This is a genomic window from Microbulbifer maximicatervae (SeqCode), from assembly GCF_052467065.1.
In genome coordinates, this window is sequence record NZ_CP174299.1 from 5,003,876 (window position 1) to 5,029,588 (window position 25,713).

A 25,713-nucleotide genomic window follows, 5' to 3' on the forward strand; every position below is an offset into this window, starting at 1 on the left:
TTTAAAGCCGCTCCTTCAGCCAATCTTGCAATTGCGCCTGGTCAAACGGCCAACCGCAAACATCGTCGGGGTCTCCAAGGCCAACCACCGGAATGCGGATAGAAAAGCGCTCCATTAACGCTTCATCCTCGGCGATATCCACCTCGCGAAGACGCAAGTTGAATTTTTCCAGCGCAGGCCAAATTTCAATTTTGGCTTTTTCGCACAGGCCGCAACCCAAAGTGGTGTAGAGCAAAAGCTCTTTTATATCGCTCATCCAAAAACCCCCTGGCTGCTGCCCCAGAGATATCCCGCAACACTTAGCGCAAGCCCCACTATTAAAAGCCACGTTTTACTTTTAGCCTTTGGCTTATCGACTCCCTCAGGTACCTCCTCAGACAAACTGGGTTGCACCGCATAGGGGACTGTATCGGCTTCTCCAGAGACAGAGGTAGAACTGGGCAATTCGAACTCCGGCAAAGCCGGGCGTACAGCCGTGCGGTTGTTATCGTCAGCTGGGCCGACAATTGAAAAACTTAAAGTGTCGAGTCGAAGCTCATCGCCCCTGCGCACCCGACTCTCACTAACCTTTCTATTATTGACAAAAGTCCCATTTGCCGAACCTAAGTCAATAACGAACAGTAAGCCCTCCCTTACTTCGAGACGAGCGTGCCTACGCGAAAGATGTGAAAGCGAAAAAGTTATATCACACTCATCGGAGCGCCCAATTACCGCACTCTCTTTCACAGGGAACACCTTTCCTGCAATAGCCCGGTGATTGGCTCTTAGCGCCCAGGCAACGCCCTGATTCGAAGCAGCCTTAGGGGGGCCAGACTTGAGCTTAGTTACCTTCGGGTCGATTACCTGGAGTAAACGGCTGCCCACTTTGACCTGATCGTTTATTTTTAACTGGCACGGTGTACCAGTTGGCTGACCATTAAGCAAAACACGGGCCGCGCCCGACAAATTGTGCAAAGTCAGAACATCGCCATTAACTGCAATTTTAAGGTGCGACTTCGCTACGGAATCATCGGCAATACACAAGTCACTACTCTGCGCCCGCCCCACAGTTACTCCCGGCGATACCAGCCATACGCTCTGGCTGAGATCATTGACATCACAAAGTTTGAGCATCGAAATCGCTCCTAAAGCCAAAATGGCCGTGTGAAATTGGCCAATTATTGAAGACAGTGAGCTTAACTAATGTTAAAAAGCAGCCGAAACACTCACTTTTATTGATAAAGTTGAGTTTATCATGGGCGATATCATTAGCGTGTGATTCGGTTTGCAGCTTAAAATGGCCCAAAGGTCTAGTATTTAACAGATTCAGCGATGACCTACAAAGTGATCGGCAACTTGAATAAGCCGAGAGCACAACAGGGAAGAGGCGTGTGATTACCGGAGGGTTATCACCGTTAGAAAGATTAAATAAATTACAGGTAGTTGCACGCCAGTGAGTGAAGCCAAAGTACGCGAAGTATCACGGCACAGCGGGATAGTTCAGCATAGCAAAGACGCTACACGCAGTGCCGGCGCAACCCATACCGGCTATAAGCGTGAACAGAACGAAGATGCCTATTGGGCTGCGGAAGACAAAGGTATCTGGGTTGTAGCCGATGGCCTTGGCGGTCACCACGCTGGTGAACTCGCGAGCAAAACTGTTGTTGAAGAAATCCAAAAGTCAGCGGAAACTGACAAGCACTACGAGCGTGCCTTGCAAAAAGCGCACGCCCTTTTACTGGGCGATGAACAAACCACAGCCAATATGGGCTCTACTGCGGTCGTTGTTGCTGAAGAGGGTGACTACTTTCATATCTACTGGGTTGGAGACAGCCGCGCTTACCTCTGGGCTCCCGAAGGCACAACAGGGAAGCTCACCCAACTAACCAGCGACCACTCCTACGTACAGATGTTGATGGATTCAGGCGCTATCAACTCCGAAGAAGCCGCAATTCACCCCAACCGGCATGTAATTACCCGATGTATCGGCGGTAGTACCAACCCCAAACTCGAAGTGGACCGAGTCTCCTATCGCTGGGCAGCAGGACAGAGACTACTCATCTGCAGCGATGGACTTAGTTCGGAAGTACCAGCAAATTCAATCAACCAGATATTGACAGAAAACAGTGATACACACAGAGCAACAGAACTTCTAATCGCTGCAGCATTGGATGCAGGAGGCAAAGATAATGTCACTGTTCAGGTCATAGATGCCCCATCCACAGCGCAACCTTCTTCTACCGCATCCCTCAACCCAATTAGCGAGCCCACCCTGCCCGGCTCCACACTCAGAAAGTATCGCCCCTTCATTCTCCTCTTCACTGTCGCTTTAGCCACCGCAGTTGCCTACGGACTTTCAACTCTGCTTTAAGATAGGGAAAGCACTTCATGGAAGTCGTCAATAGCGGCACCTCTTCACTGCAGATACCGGGCTACCGCATCCTCAAGAAGATCAATCAGGGGGGAATGTCCTCAGTCTACCTGGCTATACAGCGCAGTGTGGGCCGGCAGGTGGCACTAAAAGTTATGTCGCCAGTATTGAACGCTGATCCAATCTTCAGTGAGCGGTTCCAGCGGGAAGCAAATATCGTTGGGCAGCTGTCACACCCAAATATCGTCGGTATTCACGATATTGGCCGCTACCGCAGCCTGAACTATATCGCCATGGACTACATGCCTGGGGGCTCGGTTGCAGAGCGTTTAAGCAAAGGTGGGCTTGAGCCTCTTGAGGCGCTTAATGTTGTGCGCCAGATAGCCATGGCCCTAGACCACTCCCACAGCAAGGGCTATGTACACCGAGACCTGAAACCGGAAAATATCCTGTTTCGCGAAGATGGATCGGCCGTGCTCAGCGATTTTGGGGTTGCCCGGGCTATCGCGAGAACCACCCGTATGACTAACAGTGGGATGGTTGTGGGAACCCCTCACTATATGAGCCCAGAACAGGCTCGCGGAGCAGCGGTTGACGGTCGTGCCGACCTGTATAGCCTGGGAGTTGTTTTCTATGAAATGCTCACAGGAGCCGTGCCCTATCAAGCAGACGAAGCCGTCGCCATTGCAATAAAGCACCTCACCGACCCAATACCGCGACTGCCAGCCCGATACGCACTTTATCAGCCTCTACTTGATCACTTCCTGGCCAAAGATCCGGATAAGCGATTTCAACGCGGCCTGGATATCGCCGATGCCGCAGATGATTTGGTTGCAGCCCTCGCCGGAAAGCCGGCCAACCAAATCAGCCAGCTCAACAATTCAACTTTAAAAACTTCCAGCTTGGCAAAAGCACTTGTACTGACCATTTACGGCAGTGTGGCAGACCAACTCGGGAGAGTTGCTTCCAGTTGGAAACGGAAGGAAACGCCCGAGAAGCCAGAGCGTAAGGAGCAGGATACTGTTGTACGCCTGCGGCAGTTCCTCGCTGAGCCAACAAAACACAAGCGCTCCTGGCTTATGAGCAGCTTTATCGCTGTTGGCCTTACCTCAACCTGGGGCCTGTATAGCATCGTTGATCACAAGGCCGGCTGGCAACTTGGACTACCTATATTGGACGGCGCTGCCGATTTTACAGCTGCCACCCTACTAGGTACCGCGGAGCAGCCTGCCAATATTGCTCCAAATTCAAATACAGAGTCTGCGCCAACTGAATTAGCAGCAGATGCCCTAAACTCACAGGTACAAGTTACCCAGCTAAATCTACCTTCCTCGCTCAATGCAGATGCACAACTACCCCTCAGTGGTAATCAGGCACTGATTGCCAGGAGTAATATTGAGCCCCCAAAAGTTCTCACGCCTGAGCCTGCAGAGCCAAGAGCAGAGAACCAACCCAAGCTGTACAGCCTAACGATTAACACAAAGCCGTCTGATGCCCGTGTGCGGATTATGAACATAGCCCCCCGCTACCAGCCGGGGCTTGAATTGAGCCCAGGCAAATATGATGTGGAAGTGAGTAAACGGGGCTTCAGTAAAGTTCGCCAGTGGGTCTTGCTGGAAGAACAAAACCTCGAAGTGGCGATCGAGCTGGAACCTGCCTACTTTATCGGCAAGCGATTTCAATCTGAATTATCCTCCGGTGGCTTGGGCCCGAAAATGGTCGCAGTGGGAGCAGGCAGCTTTACCATGGGCAATAACCAGCGGCGATTGGCCAGCCCTGCGCACAGGGTAAATGTAGAGCAGGACTTTGCTATATCCATCTATGAGGTCACCTTTGCCGAATACGATCGTTTCGCCGAGGCCACCGGCAGTGCTAAACCCAGCGATGCAGGCTGGGGGCGCGGCGATAGACCGGTAATTAATGTGACCTGGCGGGACGCACAAAGGTATGTGAAGTGGCTGTCAAAGGAGTCTGGCAAGCAGTATCGGCTGGCAAGTGAAGCCGAGTGGGAGTACGCAGCCCGGGGAGGTAGTTCCCACCAATACTGGTGGGCTTCCAGCGACATCCGGGGAAAAGCGAATTGCCGCAGGGGTTGCTCTAGCGAATTTACAAAGCTGTTCAGTATCAGTACAGCTCCCGTAGGGCATTACCAGGCGAATCCTTTTGGCCTTTTTGACACTGCAGGGAACGTGGCTGAGTGGGTGGAAGACTGCTACCAAGCTGGATACAACCCAACAAAAACTACTTCAGCGCCTATAAAGATTAACGGCTGCCAACTTCATTCTGTAAGGGGCGGCTCAATGCGTGATACCTCTAGTAAGATTTCTTCTGACTACCGAAAAGGCCTCAATGAAACCGCGCGCTCAAAGGATGTGGGGATACGGGTTGTAATGGATCTGAATGAATAGATCCGAGCTTACAGCGAATCGGGTTTCTGTGGTTGTACCGTCAACTTTCGCTATCTTTTTATTTATGCAAAGTTCTAGCTGAAAGCCGCTGGCCCAAATTAACCTAGAATTGAATTACAAGTAAATTGACACTGGACGGCGATTTACCTCCAGCCTGTAAAATTCCTCAATTTCAATGGTCAAAACCTATTAGACCTTAGGTATCTTAGGCCGGCTATTAAATCAAGCCGGCCATAAATCACTAAAGCGTTAGTACCACCCTACTTCAGCCGGAGCTCCCAAACATTGTGAATTTTTGGGTTGCGCTGAAAGTCCTTATCCAAAAGGTTCAGCTTCTCTACCGAATATTCACTGGAAACGTCCTCGTCCATCTTAAAGCTGCGCAAGTTGTTGGAAAACACCAAGCGACCTTGAGGCGACAACAGGGACATACACTGACGAATCAATTTCCCGTGGTCCCTCTGAATATCTAATACCCCGCTCATCTTCGCGGAATTGGAGAAACTCGGGGGGTCCATGAATATTAAATCGTAATGGCCTTTCCTGTTCTGTTGAGCAGATTCAAGCCACTGTAAACAATCGGCCTCGACCAACTGATGGCGATAAGGATCCATGTTATTAGCACGGAAATTTTGTCCCGCCCAGTTTTGATAGGTTCGCGACATATCGACACTAGTGCTCTGCTTGCAACCACCCAGAGCCGCTTGGACCGTCGCACTGGCGGTATAGCAGAAAAGGTTTAGGAATGTTTTACCGGCAGAAATCTCTCGTAGATATTTGCGCACCGGGCGATGATCGAGGAAAAGCCCTGTATCCAGGTAGCTCCACAGATCTACCGCCAACTCAGCACCATACTCCCCAACCCAGAGCTCCTTTCTGGATTCCGTCTGCTTCTGGTACTGACTTCCACCCTTACCTCCGCCCTTGTGGCTGTGGCGACGGCGTTCTTTAATACTGATATTCGCGCGAGGCAATTCGAGCACGGACTGAAGGGCCCTTAACAAATCGCGCAAGCGCCCCCGAGCCTTCTCTTCCTCGATAGTAGCCGGCGGACGATACTCCTGCAAATGCGCGTACACGGCGCCATCCAGGGTTTTATAGATATCGATCGCCGCAGCATACTCAGGCAAGTCCGCATCGTAGAGGCGGTAACAATCCACGCCACTCCTCGCGGCCCATTTACCCGTAGTGCGCAGATTTTTGCGCAAGCGATTTGCTACCATCTCCGCCTGGGGTGACAACTTCGGCCCAGCAGCTTCACTCGCCGCCGCCCCACTTTGCGCACGAACCTCAAACATCAGCAACTGACTGGGGATACTGCCATTGTATAGCTGGTATTGCTTGTGAGAGCGTAAACCGGTGGCATAACCCAGTTCCGGATTGCCGGTAAACACACCGACCAACCAGCCCGGGAACTCCGCCTTTAACTGCCGCCCCAGTTCAAAATAGGTCTCCCGCAGAGCTTCCTGCTCACCCAAGCGCTCACCGTAGGGCGGGTTTGTCAAAACCAATCCCGCTTTGACTTCTCTATGGCTCGGTACCCTAAACCCTGCTACTGGGCGGCAACTCACTCGCACCTGGCGCTCCAGACCGGCCCGGGCAATATTAGCCTCAGCCGCAAACAAGACTTTCGCATCGGCATCGTAACCGCGAATCTCTGGCAGTTCGCGCGCCAGGCCAACGCCTTGACGCTGCAATGCCTCTTCGCGAAGCTCGTTCCAAATATCGCTTTGATGGTTCAGCCAGCGCTCAAAACCAAAGCTACCCCGCATTAATCCCGGTGCCATATCCGCAGCGATCATCGCCGCCTCCACCAGAATAGTGCCCGAGCCACACATCGGGTCGAGCAAGGCTCCACCCTGCTCAGCAATCTTTGGCCAGCCGGCTCGCAGCAACAGTGCTGCCGCAAGGTTCTCTTTCAGTGGGGCTGCACCGATATGGGTTCGGTAGCCACGGCGATGCAAGCTGTCACCGCTTAGATCGATGGCGATATCCAACTTATCCCGATGCAAGCGCAGGGCAACCGTCAAATCTGGATGATGTTTATCAATACTTGGACGGGCTCCCGACTGGCGGCGAAGGCGGTCGACAATGGCATCTTTTGCTTTTTGAGCACCGAACTGACTATTGCGGATCTCTCGATTGGTCCCAGAGAATTGCATCCACAGTTTGCCCGAGGGGCGAATGTGGAGTTCCCAGGGTTGCTCGGCAACTGCTTGGTAAAGGTCTTCAGCGGTGGCTACATGCACCTGCGCCAAACGCAACATAATGCGGTTTGCCAAGCGACTCCACAGACAGCAGCGGTAAGCCAGCTTCAGGGAGCCGGAAAAATACACTGCCGCCGGCTGCTCCCTTACAGACCCTGCACCCAGGTCGCGTAATTCATTAGCGAGCAGTCCCTCTATTCCCTTGGGACAAGTAGCCGTAAACTCAAATTCTTCGGTTTGTAAATCTGTCAAAATACTTACTCATTAAGCTCCTCCTGTGGAGGAAGTTTTGTGCGCCAATAAAGACCGCCCACTTAAAGCTGCCGGCAACGTCTGCGCCGCCAGTACGCACAAATAAAACTTGGAGGCAAAACCTTTACCGCCCCCAACTAGGGAAATTGAGCATTATCGCCTTGCCCAAAAGAGGACGATTATCCCATTTTGTGGCAGAAGAGAATACGCCCTGCCGTTAATTACTACCTGCCCCATAAGTCATACTGTCAACTAGAGATGTTTTCCGATTCCCACGCAGCCACTTTACTCTTACTAATAAGGTGGATTGGGTCGGTCCGTTCAAAGACTTATTTCCTTCACTAAAATTCATTGAGAGACACCCCCAAATAGAGCCGTTTGCGAACCTGCCGACAAACTGTCCACAGACCGACAAAGTAGAGGTGCCGTATACGATGAAACGCCAAAAACGAAATCACGCCGACAGGGCATTTTACAAGGGCTATTTGGCAGCCCTGAACAACAAGTCTATGGATAGCTGCCCATTTGTCGAAGAGGATCCTCATCAGGAGTGGATCAATGGTTGGCGTGAGGGGCGGGAAGATTACTGGAATGGCTTCGACAGAGTTACCAAGGCGCAAAAACTGGAAATTTATGGCGCCGTTTCTACCGACATCCAATACCCTGACGGGTGGAGTACCATTTAGCGATGGCAAGGGGGCTTATCGTCAAAAGCCCCCCCTTTTCCTAGCAGTCAGCAACCGATACAGCTTACCCTTGCTCTGTTCGGCGACGCTCCAAAGCAATTGCCTCTGCCGCCTCACGAATCAATTCAGGCCCCCGATAGATAAAACCGGTATACATCTGTACGGCAGTCGCCCCAGCACGAATCTTTTCAGCCGCACTGTCACCATCAAAAATACCGCCAACCCCAATAATCGGGATCTGCTTGCTCAACTCTTTCGATAACAGCTCGATGACCTTGGTGGATTGAGCTCTCAGGGGTTTTCCGCTCAAACCGCCCTCTTCGCTACCATGGGGCAGCTTGGCGACTGAAGACTTATCGATCGTCGTATTGGTAGCGATCACGCCGTCGATATCGTACTCACACAGCGCCTCAGCTATCTGCGCCACCGCATCGCCTTCCATATCCGGGGCAATCTTGACAGCGACAGGGACGTAGCGATCACTCTTTTGAGCCAGCTCCATCTGCTTGTCTTTGATGCTGCCCAGCAAGCGATTGAGACTGTCACCAAACTGTAGGTCACGTAGCCCTTTGGTATTGGGAGAGGAAACGTTGGCAGTGATGTAGTCGGCGTAGCGGTACACCTTCTCCATACACTGGCAGTAGTCATCGGCGGCCTTTTCCACTGGAGTATCAAAGTTCTTACCTACATTGATCCCCAAGACACCGCTATAACGGCGCTTTTTCACTCGTTCAATCAGGTAGTCAACACCGAGGTTGTTAAAACCCATACGGTTAATAATCGCATCGGCCTCTTCCACCCTAAACAGCCTTGGCAGCGGATTGCCAGGTTGGGGGCGCGGTGTCACGGTGCCTACTTCAACGAATCCAAAACCCAGGGCTCCGAAACCATTGAAGGCCTGCGCATTCTTATCCAGACCAGCGGCCAAACCAACCGGGTTGGGTAGAGTGAGCCCCATCAACTCGACCGGATCATCCGGCACCGACTTTTTGTACAGGGACATCAAACCGAGACGCTCTGCAGCGCCAATGGCATCAATCGACAAATGGTGGGCCCGCTCAGGGTCAAGCGCAAACAAGGCTTTACGCAGTGTTGAATACATACCTTTCCTTACGTGGGGAGGCGAACCCTTCAGAAAAACGAAGGGCTCTATCTTGTGATGACGATACTACAGGGACCTTTGAGCGGCCCCTGGGCTCTATTCCGCTACTGTTCTGCCAGGGTTTCCCGGTCCGCAGTGGCGTGGGCGAGATACATTAGCTCGCGCAAAGCCACAGTGAACATGGCAAAGTCACCGACAGAAGTAGACTTCAACTCGGCAATCATATTGTGCCAGCGTTGAATTGCGGGCGCCATGATAGCGCTCCAGCGGGACATTGCACCCTCTACATCAAGATTTTCAGCCTTGCCTAAGCGGAGAATGTTCACCGCCAGTGTCGACAACTGGCTGTCCAGGTCATCCATACTGGTCTCCCGGGCCTGCGCCTGCCAGAAGCTGTCTACCGGCAAGTCGACGATCAGATTGCCAAACCAATGCAGGTTCAACTCATCCGACAGCCTGAAGTAAACCGTGGCAACTTCCTCTACGGGCGTATCGCTAGCTCGCGCCGACTCAGAAATACCCAGTGCCGAGTAGAGGTAGGTGGGCGACGCCGACAGCAGGGCAAGGGCCTCTGGTACCCCTGCTTCCAGGAGTTTCTGGTAGCGCTGCTCCCATTCGTTAAGGGGCTCGCCACTCAAGACCTGCGGCAACGCTGTAATAACCCGCTGTACCGGCTCCTGGAACAGCTCGCAGTTGGTAGCTGGCTCCAACTCATTGCGGCGATTGCGCAGGAACCACCGGGTTGCCCGACGCACACGGCCTATCATCGAGTTCAGCAGTTCCGTTTGCAGCTCCGCTGGCACCTTGTAGTCCAGCGCAGCCAGCTGCTCCTGGAAGTCGTGCATCTCGTACACATCGCGAGCGCTGACGTAAGCAGCAGTTACATCATTCACATCGGCGCCAGTAGCTGTACCGATACGGTTGTAGAAGGTGATACCCATACTGTTAACCATCTCATTGGCAACCTGGGTAGCCACAATCTGGCGCAACAGCGGATGGTCATAGACTTGGTCGCGATAACGCTCGACCAATTTTTCCGGGAATGCAGACTCAACCGCAAAACGCACCCGCTCATTGTCGGTGATTTGTGCATTTTGCAGCTCTTCTTTCAACTTGACCTTAACGTATGAAATTAGAACCGATAATTCGGGGCGGGTCAGGGACTGCCCTTTGTGCTCGCGCTCAGAAATCTGCTCGTTGTCAGGAATAAACTCCAGCGCGCGGTTCAATCGGCCGTCGTCTTCCAAAGTGTTGATAGTTCTGCGGTACTCGTCCAGGCGCTTGGCAACCTGATATTCCGCCACACTGAGGGCAAAAGTCTGCTCATAGTTATTGTGCAGCACCAATTCACCGACAGCATCGGTCATCCCATCCAACAGCTCATTGCGCTGCTTTTCAGTCAAATCACCCTGGGCAACAACTTTATCCAGAAGGATCTTGATATTTACCTCGTGGTCAGAACAATCCACACCGGCCGCATTATCGATAAAGTCGGTGTTACAACGCCCGCCATTGAGAGCAAACTCAATACGTCCACGCTGGGTCATACCCAGGTTGCCGCCCTCGCCAAAGACTTTGGCACGCAACTCCCGACCATCAACGCGCAAGTGATCATTGGACTTGTCACCAACTTCGGAGTCCGTCTCGGTAGTAGCCTTAACATAAGTGCCAATACCGCCATTCCAGATCAAATCCACCGGCGCTCTGAGCAAGGCACTAATCAGCTCGTTGGGATTCAGTTGATCCTGTTTGATATCAAACGCTTCTTTCATTTCAGGCGTAATAGCAATGGCCTTGGCGCGACGCTCGAAAATACCACCACCTTTGGAAATTAATTTGCGCTCGTAATCTCTCCAGCTCGACCGGGGCAACGCGAACAAACGCTGACGCTCTTTAAAGCTGGATTCTGCATCCGGATTGGGGTCCACAAAAATATGCAGGTGGTTAAAGGCCGCTTTCAGGCAGATATGCTCAGACAGCAACATGCCGTTACCAAAAACATCTCCACCCATATCGCCAATGCCGACAACAGAGAAGTTTTCTTTCTGGACATCCACCCCCATCTCACGGAAGTGGCGCTGTACCGATACCCAGGCTCCACGGGCTGTAATGCCCATTTTCTTATGGTCGTACCCCTGGCTGCCACCGGAGGCGAAAGCGTCGCCCATCCAGAAGCCATACTCCCCGGCAATGCCGTTGGCAATATCTGAGAAAGTCGCCGTCCCTTTATCCGCAGCCACTACCAGGTAGGGGTCATCCTCATCCCGGCGAACAACATATTTGGGCGGTACAACTTCGCCATCTTTCAGATTGTCAGTGATATCCAAAAGGCCGCGAATAAAGGTTTTGTAGCAGGAAATTCCCTCTTCCATCATGGCTTCGCGGCTGCCATCGGCAGGCGGACGTCGAACGACAAATCCACCTTTTGCACCACTGGGTACAATAACCGCATTTTTCACCGCTTGGGCTTTTACCAGGCCCAGAACTTCTGTGCGGAAATCTTCCAGTCGGTCAGACCAACGCAGGCCCCCGCGAGCGACTTTACTGCCGCGCAAGTGCACACCTTCCACGCGAGGGGAGTAAACAAAAATCTCAAACTCCGGGCGGGGTTCGGGAATGCCGGGAATATCCCGGGGACTGAATTTGATCGAAATATAATCCTTGGGCTGCCCTTCATCATCCACCTGGAAGAAGTTAGTGCGCAGGGTCGCCAGGATTAATTCCAAATAGCGGCGCAGAACCAAATCTTCATTCAGGTTATCAACCGTATCCAAACCGTCGTGAATTTTAGCGATCAAGCGCTCGACACGGGGCTGCTCCTGCTTACCCGTGCTTAAACGGGGATCGAACATCGCCCTAAACAAGGCTACCAAGTTGCGGGTGATATCCACGTGGCTGGCCAGGGTAGCGGCAATATAGCTCTGGCTGGCACCGGACTTCGTTTGCTTCAGGTAACGGGCGTAGGCACGAAGCATGGATACTTCGCGCCAGTTAAGGCGGGCGGCCAGTACCAGGCGATTGAAGGCATCGCTTTCCGCCGTGTGATTCCAGATCGCCGCGAACGCATCCTGGAACAGGCCACGGGATGCCTGCGCATCAATTTTGGTGGGCAGACCAAATTCCAGATGGAATTCGTGCATCCACACATCGGTATAGCCACGGGGGCGAATCGTATAGGGGAATTCACCAATAACCCGCAAGCCCAGATTTTCCAGTACGGGAATCACGTCGGAGAGCGTCAGGCCGCTGCCCCAGTTGAATACCTTGAACCGCAGGCTGCCCTGAGCGGCCCCCACCGGCTGGTAGAAACTCATTGCCACCCGGTTATCTTCACTAAGGCTCTGAACGGCTGCTACATCCTGCACCGCAATACGAGGCTCAAAGTCTTCACGGTACCCCGCCGGGAAGGCGCGGCCAAAAGTACGATAGAGACGACTGCCCTCTTCTTCCCCGCTATTTTCAATTAGTGATCTTTGGAAAACATCTTCCCAGGAGCGGGTAATATCCACAATTTGCGCCTCCAGCAGCGCGACATCAAAATCAACAGGCTCATCGGGGGACACGCGGAAAACAAAATGAACCCGCGCGAGAATGGATTCGGAGAAGAAAGTGGTGAAGTCCGAGTCCTTCGCATTAATCGCTTTGGCAATATGCGCGCAAATCACCTCGCGCACATCACTGTTAAACAGCTCACGGGGAACGTATACCGTGGCAGTGACGAATTTACCAAAGGGGTCGCGACGCATAAACAGACGAAGGTGAGCCCGCTCATTTAACTGCAGCACCCCCATTACCACGTCAAACAGCTCTTTGGTACTGCCCTGGAATAGTTCATCCCTCGGGAAGGTATCGAGAATCCGGCGCAGGGCTTTGCCATCGTGCCCCTGCCCGGAGAGACCGCTAGACTCGATGATCGAGGCCATCTTGCGGCGAATAATCGGAATTTTCGCCGGGCTCTCGGTGTAAACCGGCGAGGTATAAAGCCCCATAAACGCCGCTTCACCAATCACCTCACCCTCGGTGTTGTAGCGCTTAATCATCACGTAGTCCGAATAGGCCGTGCGGTGCACCCGAGACTTAACGGAGGACTTGGCAAATGTGAGGTAATTGGGCCCTTGGTAGAAACGCTGCTTGCCCTCACTAAAAGAGGTTTCCAGCATCGGCGCGGCTTCTTCCAGCTTTTTGAAAATACCGAGCCTGCGGTCTTCAACTTCATTGAGGATTTTTTTATCCCCGACAACACTGAACTCGTATTCGCGATATCCCAGGAAGGTGAAGTTACCGTCGCGCATCCACTGCAAAAATGCACTGGCTTCCAATAGGTTGGTGTCTTCGTCTGGAAGTCCCGCCTGTAACTGCCCCTCCATTGCGCTGCAGGTTTCCAGCATCGGGACATAGTCGTCCACTACCAGCTCCACATCGCCGAGTACGTCTTTTAAGCCAGTCATCATGCCTGAAGCGAACTCAGATGAAGTGTCGTGATTAATCTCGACATAAATCATCGCTTCGTTCGTGATGCGCTTCCCTTTTGCCTGCGGCTTTTCACCCAGTAACTCTTCCTCTGGCGGCAACAGGCGAGTCAGTTTCCCCTTGGCATCGCGTTCGACTCGAACTACCGTACTCTTTATCGAATGAGTCACTGTATTTCGGCGATTGATCTCCATGCGAATGGAGTCCACCAGAAATGGCATATCCCGCTGCAGCACGCCAATGACCGTATGCGAGCACTCCCAACCATCGTCTTCGAGGCGGGGGTTAAAAACCTTCGCCTTGGGTAGGCCGCCCGGGCGCTGTTGAATAAAGTTCCACCAGGTGTATATGCAGCCATAGACGTCAACAAGACGACGACCGGCCAGATCCTCTAATGGGTACTGATTGAGGAACTGCTGGGCAAAAGCCACAACGGGTTCGGCTTCGCTGGTCAGCTTGTCACGAATCAGCTCGCAAATCTGCGCAACTAATTCTTCACGGCTGTCGGTAATAACCGTCGCCATATTCACGGGGAACCTCCCAATCTCATTTTTGTCACATCGAATCCAAACACTGTAGATCCGAAAAGGTCATCATCTCAGCCCATACGCAGCTGCAGGGTCGAGTCCTAAAAATTACACTTTCAGTCAGACAGTGAGGAGAAGTCCATTCCACCTCAGAATCTAGTCGGCTCGGCAGAGGCCTACGTCTCAAGAGTTGCCTCTTCATTTGGTGCCGCTAAAATCATCAGTCGCCACCTTCTCGGCGGCGACTATATATAGATGGTAGAAAGCCAGCCAGGTCCGTGCGGCGGCTAAATTCTCAGAAGAAGAGATACTATGGAAGCAAACCAGACTATTAGGGATCATATCGCCGCTTTGGGCGATTGGTTGGAAAAGCAGATTATCGGTCAAGAGAGATTGGTTAACCGATTGCTGATCGCCATGCTGGCCGATGGCCACCTTTTGGTGGAGGGAGCGCCAGGCCTGGCCAAAACCAAGGCCATTAAAACACTGGGCGAAGCTATTGAGGGTGACTTCCATCGCGTTCAATTTACGCCAGATCTGCTTCCGGCGGATATTACCGGCACCGACATTTACCGGCCGGAAACCGGAGAGTTCCATTTTCAACCAGGTCCAGTGTTTCACAACCTGATACTGGCCGATGAGATTAACCGCGCGCCAGCCAAAGTTCAGTCGGCGCTGCTCGAAGCTATGGCAGAACGGCAGATCAGTGTCGGCCGAAAAACTTATCCCCTTCCCCAGTTATTTTTGGTAATGGCTACCCAAAACCCTATTGAGCAGGAAGGGACTTATCCTCTGCCAGAGGCACAATTAGATAGATTCCTAATGCAGGTAAATCTTGCCTATCCCAATGCGGAGGCGGAAGCAAAAATCCTGCGCCTGGCCAGATCCGAGGCTAGCCTTGGCGAAAATCGCCCCACTGAAATTATCAGCCAAGAGACCATTCTTCAGGCGCGCAACCAAATTCTGGAAATGCAGATGGTTGAGGCCGTGGAAACCTATACTGTCCAACTTGTCATTGCTACTCGCGAGCCGGCGAAGTATGACAGCGAGCTGGCGTCATGGCTAGATTTTGGTGCAAGTCCGAGAGCAACAATTGCATTGGATCGCTGCGCGCGCGCTCACGCCTGGCTCGCCGGGCGCGACTACGTCACCCCAGATGATGTGATGAATGTCGCTCCCGATATTTTACGCCACCGACTCCTGTTGAGTTTTGAGGCGGAAGCGGCGGGAATTACTACCGACCAGGTAATTGAGCGATTACTTCAACAGGTGCCTGCGATCTGATGTCCGCTGAAGCATCCCCAACTGAGCTCGAACTGCGCGGGGCTTACCCTGAAGTAACGCCGCTGGTGCAAATGCGTTACGCCGCACGGCAGCTGCAATTATTCAAACCGCGCCTGGCCCGCAGTGATCAGGCCGGCAGCCTGCTCACTCGCTATCGCGGCCGCGGCATGAATTTTGAGGAAGTGCGGAACTACCAGGCAGGCGATGATGTGCGCTCCATTGACTGGCGCGTAACAGCTCGAACCGGCCAAACCCACACCAAACTTTACCAAGAGGAGCGCGAACGCCCGGTAGTTATCCTGTTGGATTTGCGCTCGCCGATGTTTTTTGGCAGCCAAAGGGCATTTAAATCGGTGACGGCAAGCGGCATCGCTGCAGCCCTGGGTTGGGCTGGCTTACAGCACAGTGATCGGATCGGGGCGCTACTTTTCTCCGACCGGGAAATAGATACAGTGCGCCCGCGCCGCAGCCACCACGCCGTACTTTCGATGATCCACAGTACGGTTGCCCGCGCTGCGGAACTGAACAGCCCCATCCCCGAACAGGGCAACCAAACACTGAAAACATTGCTGGAGGAAGCGCGAAGAATCGCACGCCCCGGTAGTGCGCTCTTTTTAATCAGTGATTGTCACGATCTCGACGAGAGCTGCTCACAGCCACTCTATCTTTTATCCCGCCATGCCGACCTCCAGGTACTGAGGGTATCGGACCCGCTGGAGCAACATCTGCCCGGCCAATCCCTCACTATATCTGACGGTCGCCAGCGCACATTCCTTCATGCCGGCAATCGGCCGGTACACGAACATTTTGCCGAAAAGCAAGCCCGCGCCCGCGCCGAGGTTGAACAACTGTGCCGGCGTTATCGGCTGCCATTGCTGGACTTTGATAACACCCAACCGCTTATTCCAGCACTGATGTCCGTCTACGGCTCGCGGCAAAGAAATAATGGCTGGCAAAATACGAGAAGGCCCAAGTAGTAATGAGTTTGAAAGTGCAGAAAAAGCTAGTCGCCAATGTTTTGGCGAACCAAGGAGCGAAGGCAAAACGCACTGGCAATTTAATTGAGGGCCAGTCGTGATAAAAGGAAGTCTTCTGGCAAAACAAATGCAATCCCCAACACCGCAAGCGCCTTCGCCCGAGGCCCAGGAATTGTTATCGCAACTCCGCGATATACAAGAGCCCAATGCGGTTAATTGGTGGCCACCCGCTCCAGGCTGGTGGATGTTGGCCGTATTAATTCTTGTCTGTGTGGCCGCCGCTGCCTTATGGTGGCGGCAGCGGCGCAAAAAAATTGAACGCAATCGCTATCGTGTTGAAGCAGCCTCACTGCTCGCCGCAGTAAATACTGAGGAGGCGGATGCAGTACCAGAAATTAATGAAATACTTAAGCGAGTGGCAGTTACAACCTATAGCCGTACAGAGTGCGGCAATCTTATCGGCACAGCATGGGTCGAATTCCTGAAAAAGTCAGCCCCACTCGAGTGCCCCTCTGATGCGCAACAAGCACTCATTGAAAACCTCTATCGCGGCAGCTGTGACCCAGACAAAAACCGAGTGCTACAGGAATATGCCATTTTATGGGTGAAGCAGCACGGACAACCCACCAAAAACAGCCCACAACACCAGGGCGGGGAGGCCGCGCATGTTTGAATTCGCCTGGCCATGGGTTTTCTTTTTAGCCCCACTCCCGCTACTCGCTCGCTGGCTGCTACCCCGCTCCAAACCCATGAGCAGCGCCCTGAAGGTGCCATTTTATTCGGAGCTATCCCAACGTGGCGGCGGTGAACAAAGCAATCTGCTCAATCTGTTTTTGCTGATTCTGATCTGGCTGCTTTTAATTAGCGCCGCAGCCCGCCCCCGGTGGTATGGGGAGCCGATATCTCAACCCAGCAGCGCAAGGGACCTCCTTATTGCCGTAGATATTTCAGGCAGTATGGAAACGCCCGATATGGTAATTAATGGCCGACCGGCGATGCGTATCAATGCAGTAAAACAAGTGGTTGGTGACTTTGTTGAACGGCGCAAAGGTGACCGTTTGGGGCTGGTACTGTTTGGTACTCGCGCCTACCTGCAAGCCCCACTTACCTACGACAGAGAGACGGTAGAAACTCTACTAAAAGAGGCCCAGATCGGCTTTGCTGGACAGGGAACTGCCATCGGCGATGCCATTGGGCTATCGGTCAAACGCCTGACCCAACGCCCCGCAGAGCAACGCGTGCTGATACTCCTCACCGATGGCGCCAACACTGCGGGGGAAGTCTCCCCACTCAAAGCTGCCGAACTGGCACAGCAAGCGGGCATTACCGTTTACACCATCGGTGTTGGTGCCGACGAAATGGTTCAACCCGGCCTTCTGGGGAGCCGTTTTGGCAGCCGCAGAATTAACCCTTCGCGAGACCTCGACAGCAAGACACTCAAGGAAATCGCCGACAAAACCGGGGGCCGCTATTTCCGCGCCCACAACCCGCAGGAGCTGGCAGAAATCTATGCCGAACTGGATAAGTTAGAGCCTGTCGAACAAGAAGCGGAAAGTTACCGCCCCATGAAGTCCCTGTTCACCTTGCCCCTTAGTATCGCCCTACTACTGGCTGGAATTTGGGCCTTGATTCCCCTGGCGAGCAATTTTCAGCTCCCTGCCAGACGAGAAGAGATAAGTCGTAACAATGGAGGTCAAGCCCAGTGAATATGCTCGACCTAATCCAATCCTTCCACTTCCTGCGCCCTGGGGTTCTGTGGCTGCTAATTCCCGCAGCACTACTCTGTTGGGGATTGGCAAAGATGGTGCTCAACAGCGCTCAACTGCAAAAGGTCATAGACCCAGATCTGCTGCCCCACCTTCTACTGCGCGGTGGCAGTAAAAGACCCTGGTTATTCGCATTAATATTTGCGCTGCTGGTCGCGATGATTATCGCTCTGGCCGGCCCTGCCTGGCGCAAGCTGCCAACCCCGGTGTACAGCAACCAGGATGCCCTGGTCATACTGCTAGACTTGTCACCGTCCATGATGGCGACAGATCTATCACCCAATCGACTAACCCGCGCCCGCCTTAAAATTTTGGATATTTTGCGCCAGAGAAAAGACGGCCTCACCGCACTCGTCGCCTATGCTGGAGAAGCCCATGTCGTCACCCCTCTTACCGAGGACACGGCTACTATCGCCAATCTGGTACCCGCGTTGTCGCCCTCAATCATGCCCGTCCCCGGCAGCAATATCGAAATGGCTGTCGATACCGGGATTCGCCTGTTAAAGGATGGAGCCGCAGGACGCGGGCAATTACTTGCCGTTACCGACGGCATAGACTCAATGGCCGCCGATGAGGTCGCCAAAGCTCTGTCCAACGCAAAAGTTGAGATGAGCATACTCGCCGTGGGCAGCGGCGAGGGCAGCCCCATCCCACGGGGGACTACCGGTGGATTTGTGACCGATAGTAAAGGGGCCATCGTCATCTCCAATTTCGATGCCAGTGAGCTTCGCCAGCTCGCCCAGTCCAGCGGAGGGCGTTTTGCCAAAATTACGGTAAATGACAGCGATATCGACTACTTACTGCCTCAAACTGACAGCCCGCAACAAGCGCAGCTCACTGAAAGAGAGTTCGACCAATGGCGGGATGAAGGGCCGCTATTACTACTTTTAATACTACCCTTTGCAGCTCTACTCTTCCGTCGGGGAGCTCTGGCATGCGCCCTGCCCTTACTGCTGCTAACTGGGATTTCAAGTGAAAGCCAGGCTATTGAATGGCAGGATTTATGGCAACGCAAAGACCAGCAAGGCCAGCGCCTACTGGAAGAGGGACAGCCGGCAGAGGCCGCACAAGAATTTCACAACCCCGAATGGAAAGGCACTGCCAACTATCGCGCAGGCAATTACGCAGAGGCCCAGGAAAATTTCGCCCAAAGTAATAATTCACAGAGCTTGTACAATCTTGGCAACAGCCTGGTGCAACAAGGGGACTACGACAAAGCTATCAAAGCCTACGATGAAGCCCTGCAAAAGCAGCCCGAGTTTGCCGATGCCGAGCACAATCGAGAAATTGCTGAAAAGTTGAAAGAGCTGCAAGAAAAACAGCAGCAATCCCAACAGCAGTCCGGTGAACAGCAGCAAAGCGAGCAGGAACAGAACCAGCAGGGCCAGCAGCAGAGCCAGGAGCAACAGCAAAACCAAGAGCAGCAAGCTGAGAACAACGAACAGCAGTCCAGCGAGCAACAACAGGGCAATAATCAACAGCCCTCTGGTTCACCAGAGTCCTCTGAGCAACAGCCCCAAGGTGAGGAGCAGCAGGGCTCCCAAGAAAAGGGCCAGGAAGAGCAGGAGAGCGAACAACAACAGCACGGTGAACAACAGGGTGAAGAACAACCGCCGCAAGGGGAATCGCAACCTACTGGCGCTGAAGAAAGCCCACTCGACCAGGAAACCCAACAAGCCCTGGACCAATGGCTCCGTCAAATTCCCGATGATCCAGCCGGCCTGATGCGCGAGAAGTTCAAATACGAGAGCCTGCAAAGGCGCCGTGCCTATCGCAGCGGAGAGTGGGAGCCACCGGAAAATGGGGCGACACAAAGATGGTAAAGAACAGTAGAACAATGTCGCTGGATTCAAGGACACTGATTTCAAAAATGCCTATGGACGCAATCATTAACAACCGAATAAAACTTTGGAGCCTCCCACTCAGCCACGCCTTCGCTTTGCTACTTCTTGCAATAGCACTTTGTCTGTCGACACCGGTTTTAGCAAGCGATCTCAGCGCAACGGTCGATAGAGATAAGATTGGAATTGATGAGACAGTCAATTTACGTGTGCGCTATTCAGGAGACAAAAGTGGTGGACAACCGGACTTTGACTTGTTGGAACAGGATTTCGATATTCTCTCACGCCAACAGTCCAACCAGTATCGCGTTATCAATGGCCGTGCAGAGAGTTTTGTCGAGTGGGTACTGGCGCTAGCCCCCAAACGGGAAGGCAAACTGTTTATCCCCTCTTTTAACTATCAAGGAGAGGTTTCCGATGCAGTTCCCGTCACGGTCACCGAGGCGCAAAGTGGACCTAACGGCGGTGAAAAGCAGGCTTTTCTGGAAGTAACACTCGACAAGGAAAAGGTCTATGTCCAAGAGCAACTGCTGGTAAAAATTCGCCTGTACACCACTATCGGCTTACACGATATCGCAACAGAGCCTCTCAAGGTTGCCGGCGCTCATGCAGAAAAAGTCGATGAGCAGCGATATGAGCGCAAGCTCAATGATGTGAGCCATGCGGTTTACGAAGTTACCTACGCCGTTTTCCCAGATAGCTCAGGCAAGCTCAGCATTCCCGCACTAACCTACGTGGCCATCGCTGGGCGCAGGGACCCCTTCTCCCTATTTAATCGCAACAGTCAAAGGCTTCGACTTCGCTCCCAGGAGAAGTCTATTGAAGTGCTGCCAAAACCCGCTGACTACTCTGGCAGCCAATGGCTGCCCGCTGCCAGTCTCGGCATTGTTCAAAGCTGGAGCCAGGACCCGGACACCTTTGCCGTAGGCGAACCTATTACCCGAATTCTTACCGTACGTGCCGAAGGGCTCAGGGCCGCACAGTTGCCCCCACTTCCCAAACTCAACGTGGATGGCCTTAAAACTTACCCCGATCAACCGCAACAAGAAGACCAGGTTGGGCCCAACGGCGTTACCGGAAGCCGTATTGAGACAACCGCGATTGTGGCTACACAACCCGGGGACTACGAGCTTCCTCCCGTCACTGTGACCTGGTGGGATACAAAAAGCCAACGACAACGCACCACTCAACTACCGGCATTTCGCTTCTCAGTTTCCGGTACTGCTGCTGCAGTAACCAGCGACAATGAAACCAGTGCTAAAGTACCTCAGTCAGCTACACCCACCGAACAAGTCGGTACTGTGAGCCATTTTTGGCGCAACCTGGCTATTATCGCGATTGCCTCTCACTTACTGTGGGTGCTGTACTTTTTCTTTCAGAGGCGCAAACCCGCCCAGCAAATACCTAGCAACCACACCCAGGCTCCCGACTTACAACGTGAAACCCGTGCCCTTAAAAAAGCTCTGGAGAGTGAGAACCCCATCCATATCCAGCAAGCCACTTTAAAGTGGCTTGCTGCAAAGTGGCCGCAAGTAAATGAGAAGAGCTTGGCTGAAACCGCGAGGCAACTGAACATCCCTGAGCTGGATCAGCTCCAAGCAGTTCTGGACGCCGCTATTTACAAGTCACCAGCTAGTCCTTTGGACATCAATAAGGTGAAAGCAATAGTCGACTTACTACTGAACGCGAAACCTGAAAGTGAATCCCGTGAAGCGGATAGCGCCCTGCCCTCACTGTTCTCTTAACAGGAGCCACTTCAAATCAAACAGGGAAAGGTTGGCCTTCACCGTCTATGGGTAAGGCCAATTCCTGTGTATTCGAGCAGTTTAAGAGGTACTTTAAATAGAATCAGAAAAAAGTTTGTGTAGATATGATTTTCTTTGCAAGCCCTAACAATTTCCAGATTTTGATGAATCCGCCCCCAAACACCCTGGGAACTAACACCCCCTTCACGCATTTTCACAATACATTTTGGCAAGCGTCTGAAGCTGATTTTATCCCGATGAAGAAAACGAGCTAGCAATTCAAAATCTGCTGCAACACGGTAGTTGGTTTTATATAAACCTAGCTTTTTATAACAGTCACGCCGTACAAAAAATGTAGGGTGGGGTGGCATCCAGCCCCAGCGAAATTTAGACACCCTAAATTTACTGGAGCCATAAAAACGCACTCTTTGGCTTAGATTATTGCGAGCCACAATCTCTAGGTCTGCATAGACAGATTGGGCTCCCGAAACTAAAAATTCGCTAACAACATTTGAAATTACACGACTATCAGAATAGACATCATCAGAGTTAATTGTGCCGACTATATCGCCAGACGCCAGGCATATGCCTTTATTCATAGCATCATAAATACCTGAGTCTTTTTCAGACACAACTGACGCGACCTGGTCTTTAAACTCAGATATTATCTCTAGCGTGCCATCAGTAGAGCCACCATCAATAATTATATGCTCAATATTTGCATAATCTTGAGCCAACACGGATAGTATTGTGTCGCGAATGGTGTCAGCACTATTTAGACAAACCGTTATCAGGCTTATTTTTATCACAAAAAGTCTCAAGTTGTCGTTTCGTGAAAAGTAAAACCTCTCTTGAGAACTTTAGTACAAATTACAATATCTGACATTCGATCAACGTAAAATACTTCTATACCAGTCGTACGTTTTCTTTAACCCTACCCCCAAGGAAGTCTGGGAATCCCACCCCAACTTCGATAGCTTTGAGGTGTCTAGCAACTTCCGCGGCACACCATCAGGCATTGACCTGTCAAATGTAATACTTCCCTCAAACCCAGTGATCTCGGCGATTAAATAAGCCAGCTCCTTGACAGTGCAATCCACCCCAGTACCCACATTTAGGTGGGAGCACATAGGCTCTGTCACGGATCGATATACTCGATCTTCCAAACCCATTACAAACACCAACGCATCAACCATATCCTCTGCATACAGAAATTCTCGTCGAACATCACCACTCCCCCAAATCCTGACATTCTGCAGCCCTTCATTTTTGGCCTTATGGAAACGATATATTAATGCAGGGATAACGTGTGAATTTGCAGAGTCAAAGTTGTCATGTGGACCATAAAGGTTTGTCGGCATAACACTGCGATAGTTACGTCCATACTGCCTTGAGTACGATTCGCACAACTTAATTCCGGCAATCTTGGCAATAGCATAAGGCTCGTTAGTCGGCTCCAGACTACCACCAAGCAAGTCCCGCTCCCGTATCGGCTGGGGGGAATTCCTTGGATAAATACAAGACGACCCAATAAACAGCAAATTTTGGATATCAGCCTTATGCGCCTCATGAATTACATTGCACTGAATCATCAGATTCTGGTAAATAAAATCAGCTGGGAGTTTGCTATTCGCCAATATGCCCCCCACCTTTGCCGCAGCCAAATAAACAGTATCAATCGATTCCGAATTAAAAAAATCAGAAACAGCATTAGCATCTGTCAAGTCCAGCGAATCTCGAGGGCAAGTAATGACCTCACAGTTTTTTACCGGTCTCAGCCTCCGAATTAATGCCGAACCAACCATGCCCCGATGACCTGCGATAAAAACTCTCTGGGAGTATTTCACTAACTACTCCTCAAAAATAGGCTCAGTGCGATAACCATTCCCAGCCAACAACAAATTCCGCTTCGCTTCCCTCAAATCATACTTAACCATCTCCCCAACTAAATCTTTCAAGGTTGTTTTAGGTGCCCACCCCAGCTCTTGCCGAGCCAATGAGGCGTCACCTACTAGTGACACCACTTCTGTCGGGCGAAAATAACGAGAGTCCACTTTAACAATTACATCTCCACACTTAACTGCTGGAGCATCTTCTCCCACAATTGAAGCAACAACACCTACCTCTTTCTGCCCCTCTCCATGAAACTCTATCGCTATCCCCAACTCTTGAGCACAATTACGAACAAAATCTCGAACGGAGTATTGCAGCCCTGTAGAGATGATAAAATCCCTAGGACTTTCTTGCTGCAACATCAACCATTGCATTTCAACATAGTCCCTAGCATGACCCCAGTCCCTCAGTGCATTCAGCTCCCCCAAATACAGGCACCGCTCTAAACCTTGGGCAACATTTGCCAAACCCCGGCTTATCTTTCGAGTAACAAAAGTTTCACCACGCCGTGATGACTCATGATTAAATAAGATTCCATTGCAAGCATATAAGCCATAGGCCTCGCGGAAATTGACCACAGTCCAATAAGCAAATAATTTTGCTATTGAGTATGGAGAGCGAGGGTAAAAAGGAGTGTTTTCATTCTGAGGGGTAGCTTTGGCAGCACCATAAAGCTCCGATGTTGAGGCTTGGTAAAATCTGGTTTTATCCAACCCCAGAAGACGCATCCCCTCTAGTATTCTGAGGGTTCCAAGCCCGTTCACATTTGCAGTATATTCAGGGCATTCAAAACTGACCGCAACATGTGACTGAGCGCCCAGATTATAGATTTCATCAGGCCGCACCTCCTGAAGAATTCGGGTCAAATTGCTCGTATCGGTAAGGTCTCCATAGTGAAGAAAAAACCTTCTACTGTCATCTTGCGGCCCTTGGTACAAGTGATCTATGCGGCTCGTATTAAATGAAGAGGACCTTCTTTTAACCCCATGAACCTCGTACCCTTTCGCCAATAAAAATTCAGCTAAATAAGAGCCATCCTGGCCTGTTACACCGGTTATTAATGCTTTTTTCATGCCTCAGCCTGTTAGAATTATTGGTATACAAGCGCACCACCTTTCCACATCCAATACCGTCCAAACAGTTACAAAGATCAATGTCGCTCAGGTTTCGCCCCTAACATCAAGCGAGCCATCTCCCGTATTTCAACCCCCCACAACCTTATCTGAACGAAAGTTGCCAACAATCTATAACCAATATAAATTTCCCTTTTCCGCCAAAAAAATACGACCGACCTTACCGGCGGAAGAAGGGTATATAGGATCAGCTTAAACCTCCCTGCCCCTTGAGAGAGGAAAAACTGCCCTCCCTTTATCCGCCTTGCCTTTGTCGCTACAGATTGCCAGGAGCATCTAACTCGATGATGAACAAAAGCAGATTTCAGAAATAAGACTTGGTATCCTCCCACCCTCAACCTTCTGCAAAACTCAAAATCACCACTCGAAAAGGAATTCTCACTAAAGCCGCCAAACTTCAGGAACAAAAACCGATCAACTACCATATTTGCTGTAGCCGCAACTCCTGCAGATACGTAAACCTCTTGTGGTATCCCTCTCATAAAGTCATAGACTTCATAGATATTGGAAAATCCATGTTGCTTTTGACTTCGCACATCACCGGCAAATAACTTTACACTCCCCCCCCAACACCCAACCGCCCTATCAATTCCGGCTATCCACTTTGAATCCGGCAGGCAATCAGCATCCGTAAATATAAGCCAATCTCCTTCAGCTAACTCTGCCCCTCTGTTTCTTGCCGCATAAGATCCAGGCTTTTTGCACTTTCCTCTCTTAACCTGAAAACTTCCCCCCTCTAAAAAGGATGGAGAATTCCCGTCATTTGATATCAGTACAAGTTCAAAAAGGTCTCTTGAAATGACCTGAGACTCCAAACAACAAATCAACCCCTCAATGAATTGCCACTGCTGATAGACCGGAACAATCACGGAAAATTTAACCCGCATAGCAGCACCAATTGCAGATATTGTTAGACATTTGAATCATCACGCACTGACTAAACGATTAGCACAACACTTGGAATTAGCAACCTACAATATTGGCCAACAAACATGATGGGCGGGGATTTCAACAACTGGGTCAGGAGAGAGATAGATGGGAATTTCGATAGGAACCAGGGCAGTTAGAACCT

The 25,713-nt window shown here is 51.6% G+C and carries 18 protein-coding genes; 9 read left to right on the top strand and 9 right to left on the bottom strand.

Annotated elements, in window-relative coordinates:
* Window position 1: 1 nt before the first annotated feature.
* Together ACJJI1_RS22105 and ACJJI1_RS22110 are read right to left on the bottom strand one after the other, a co-directional pair.
* Complete coding sequence (locus ACJJI1_RS22105; RefSeq protein WP_444941402.1) at window positions 2-256, bottom strand: glutaredoxin family protein; 255 nt, start codon at window positions 254-256, stop codon at window positions 2-4.
* The gene (locus tag ACJJI1_RS22110) at window positions 253-1,113 is read right to left on the bottom strand and encodes an FHA domain-containing protein (RefSeq protein ID WP_444958039.1); all 861 of its coding nucleotides are present in this window, start codon (window positions 1,111-1,113) and stop codon (window positions 253-255) included. The genes ACJJI1_RS22105 and ACJJI1_RS22110 overlap by 4 nt, the downstream gene beginning before the upstream one ends.
* 319 nt (window positions 1,114-1,432) lie before the next feature.
* On the opposite strand from ACJJI1_RS22110, the gene ACJJI1_RS22115 reads away from it, so the two are divergent.
* Entirely contained in the window at window positions 1,433-2,350 is a 918-nt protein-coding gene (locus tag ACJJI1_RS22115) for a PP2C family protein-serine/threonine phosphatase (RefSeq protein WP_444897702.1), read from the top strand.
* Window positions 2,351-2,367: 17 nt separating this feature from the next.
* The gene (locus ACJJI1_RS22120) at window positions 2,368-4,758 is read left to right on the top strand and encodes a bifunctional serine/threonine-protein kinase/formylglycine-generating enzyme family protein (RefSeq protein ID WP_444958040.1); all 2,391 of its coding nucleotides are present in this window, start codon (window positions 2,368-2,370) and stop codon (window positions 4,756-4,758) included.
* A 260-nt stretch (window positions 4,759-5,018) separates the two neighbouring features.
* Here ACJJI1_RS22120 and rlmKL read toward each other — a convergent pair whose 3' ends face one another.
* A complete protein-coding gene (gene rlmKL / locus ACJJI1_RS22125) occupies window positions 5,019-7,217 on the bottom strand; it encodes a bifunctional 23S rRNA (guanine(2069)-N(7))-methyltransferase RlmK/23S rRNA (guanine(2445)-N(2))-methyltransferase RlmL (RefSeq protein ID WP_444958041.1) in 2,199 nt (732 codons plus the stop codon).
* A 434-nt stretch (window positions 7,218-7,651) separates the two neighbouring features.
* On the opposite strand from rlmKL, the gene rmf reads away from it, so the two are divergent.
* On the top strand, window positions 7,652-7,903 hold the full coding sequence (gene rmf / locus ACJJI1_RS22130; protein ID WP_108733677.1) for a ribosome modulation factor: 252 nt from the start codon (window positions 7,652-7,654) through the stop codon (window positions 7,901-7,903).
* Between the two features lie 64 nt (window positions 7,904-7,967).
* Here rmf and ACJJI1_RS22135 read toward each other — a convergent pair whose 3' ends face one another.
* Window positions 7,968-9,005 (bottom strand): quinone-dependent dihydroorotate dehydrogenase, encoded by a 1,038-nt coding sequence (locus ACJJI1_RS22135; RefSeq protein ID WP_444958042.1) that lies wholly within the window; start codon window positions 9,003-9,005, stop codon window positions 7,968-7,970.
* 104 nt (window positions 9,006-9,109) lie between these two features.
* Window positions 9,110-13,999: an NAD-glutamate dehydrogenase gene (locus tag ACJJI1_RS22140; RefSeq protein ID WP_444959410.1), complete on the bottom strand. Its 4,890-nt coding sequence runs from the start codon at window positions 13,997-13,999 to the stop codon at window positions 9,110-9,112.
* A 315-nt stretch (window positions 14,000-14,314) separates the two neighbouring features.
* On the opposite strand from ACJJI1_RS22140, the gene ACJJI1_RS22145 reads away from it, so the two are divergent.
* The 6 genes from ACJJI1_RS22145 (at window position 14,315) to ACJJI1_RS22170 (ending at window position 21,615) form a co-directional block, all read left to right on the top strand.
* Entirely contained in the window at window positions 14,315-15,286 is a 972-nt protein-coding gene (locus tag ACJJI1_RS22145) for an AAA family ATPase (RefSeq protein ID WP_444897706.1), read from the top strand.
* Window positions 15,286-16,263, top strand: coding sequence for a DUF58 domain-containing protein (locus ACJJI1_RS22150; RefSeq protein ID WP_444941396.1), 978 nt, complete (start codon window positions 15,286-15,288; stop codon window positions 16,261-16,263). Before ACJJI1_RS22145 ends, ACJJI1_RS22150 begins: the two co-directional genes overlap by 1 nt.
* Window positions 16,264-16,390: 127 nt before the next feature.
* Entirely contained in the window at window positions 16,391-16,936 is a 546-nt protein-coding gene (locus tag ACJJI1_RS22155; RefSeq protein ID WP_444941395.1) for a DUF4381 domain-containing protein, read from the top strand.
* The gene (locus ACJJI1_RS22160; RefSeq protein ID WP_444941394.1) at window positions 16,929-17,969 is read left to right on the top strand and encodes a vWA domain-containing protein; all 1,041 of its coding nucleotides are present in this window, start codon (window positions 16,929-16,931) and stop codon (window positions 17,967-17,969) included. Before ACJJI1_RS22155 ends, ACJJI1_RS22160 begins: the two co-directional genes overlap by 8 nt.
* Before the next feature lie 2 nt (window positions 17,970-17,971).
* Complete coding sequence (locus ACJJI1_RS22165; protein WP_444959411.1) at window positions 17,972-19,852, top strand: vWA domain-containing protein; 1,881 nt, start codon at window positions 17,972-17,974, stop codon at window positions 19,850-19,852.
* The gene (locus tag ACJJI1_RS22170) at window positions 19,846-21,615 is read left to right on the top strand and encodes a BatD family protein (protein WP_444958043.1); all 1,770 of its coding nucleotides are present in this window, start codon (window positions 19,846-19,848) and stop codon (window positions 21,613-21,615) included. The genes ACJJI1_RS22165 and ACJJI1_RS22170 overlap by 7 nt, the downstream gene beginning before the upstream one ends.
* A gap of 38 nt (window positions 21,616-21,653) precedes the next feature.
* Here ACJJI1_RS22170 and ACJJI1_RS22175 read toward each other — a convergent pair whose 3' ends face one another.
* The 4 genes from ACJJI1_RS22175 to ACJJI1_RS22190 all read right to left on the bottom strand — a co-directional run bounded on the left by ACJJI1_RS22175 (window position 21,654) and on the right by ACJJI1_RS22190 (window position 25,528).
* Window positions 21,654-22,424, bottom strand: a complete 771-nt coding sequence (locus ACJJI1_RS22175; RefSeq protein WP_444958044.1) for a glycosyltransferase family 2 protein — start codon at window positions 22,422-22,424, stop codon at window positions 21,654-21,656.
* 81 nt (window positions 22,425-22,505) lie between these two features.
* Window positions 22,506-23,462, bottom strand: coding sequence for a GDP-L-fucose synthase family protein (locus ACJJI1_RS22180; RefSeq protein WP_444958045.1), 957 nt, complete (start codon window positions 23,460-23,462; stop codon window positions 22,506-22,508).
* 3 nt (window positions 23,463-23,465) lie between these two features.
* Entirely contained in the window at window positions 23,466-24,581 is a 1,116-nt protein-coding gene (gene gmd, locus ACJJI1_RS22185; RefSeq protein WP_444958046.1) for a GDP-mannose 4,6-dehydratase, read from the bottom strand.
* A gap of 77 nt (window positions 24,582-24,658) precedes the next feature.
* Window positions 24,659-25,528 (bottom strand): glycosyltransferase family 2 protein, encoded by an 870-nt coding sequence (locus ACJJI1_RS22190; protein WP_444958047.1) that lies wholly within the window; start codon window positions 25,526-25,528, stop codon window positions 24,659-24,661.
* Window positions 25,529-25,713 lie beyond the last annotated feature (185 nt).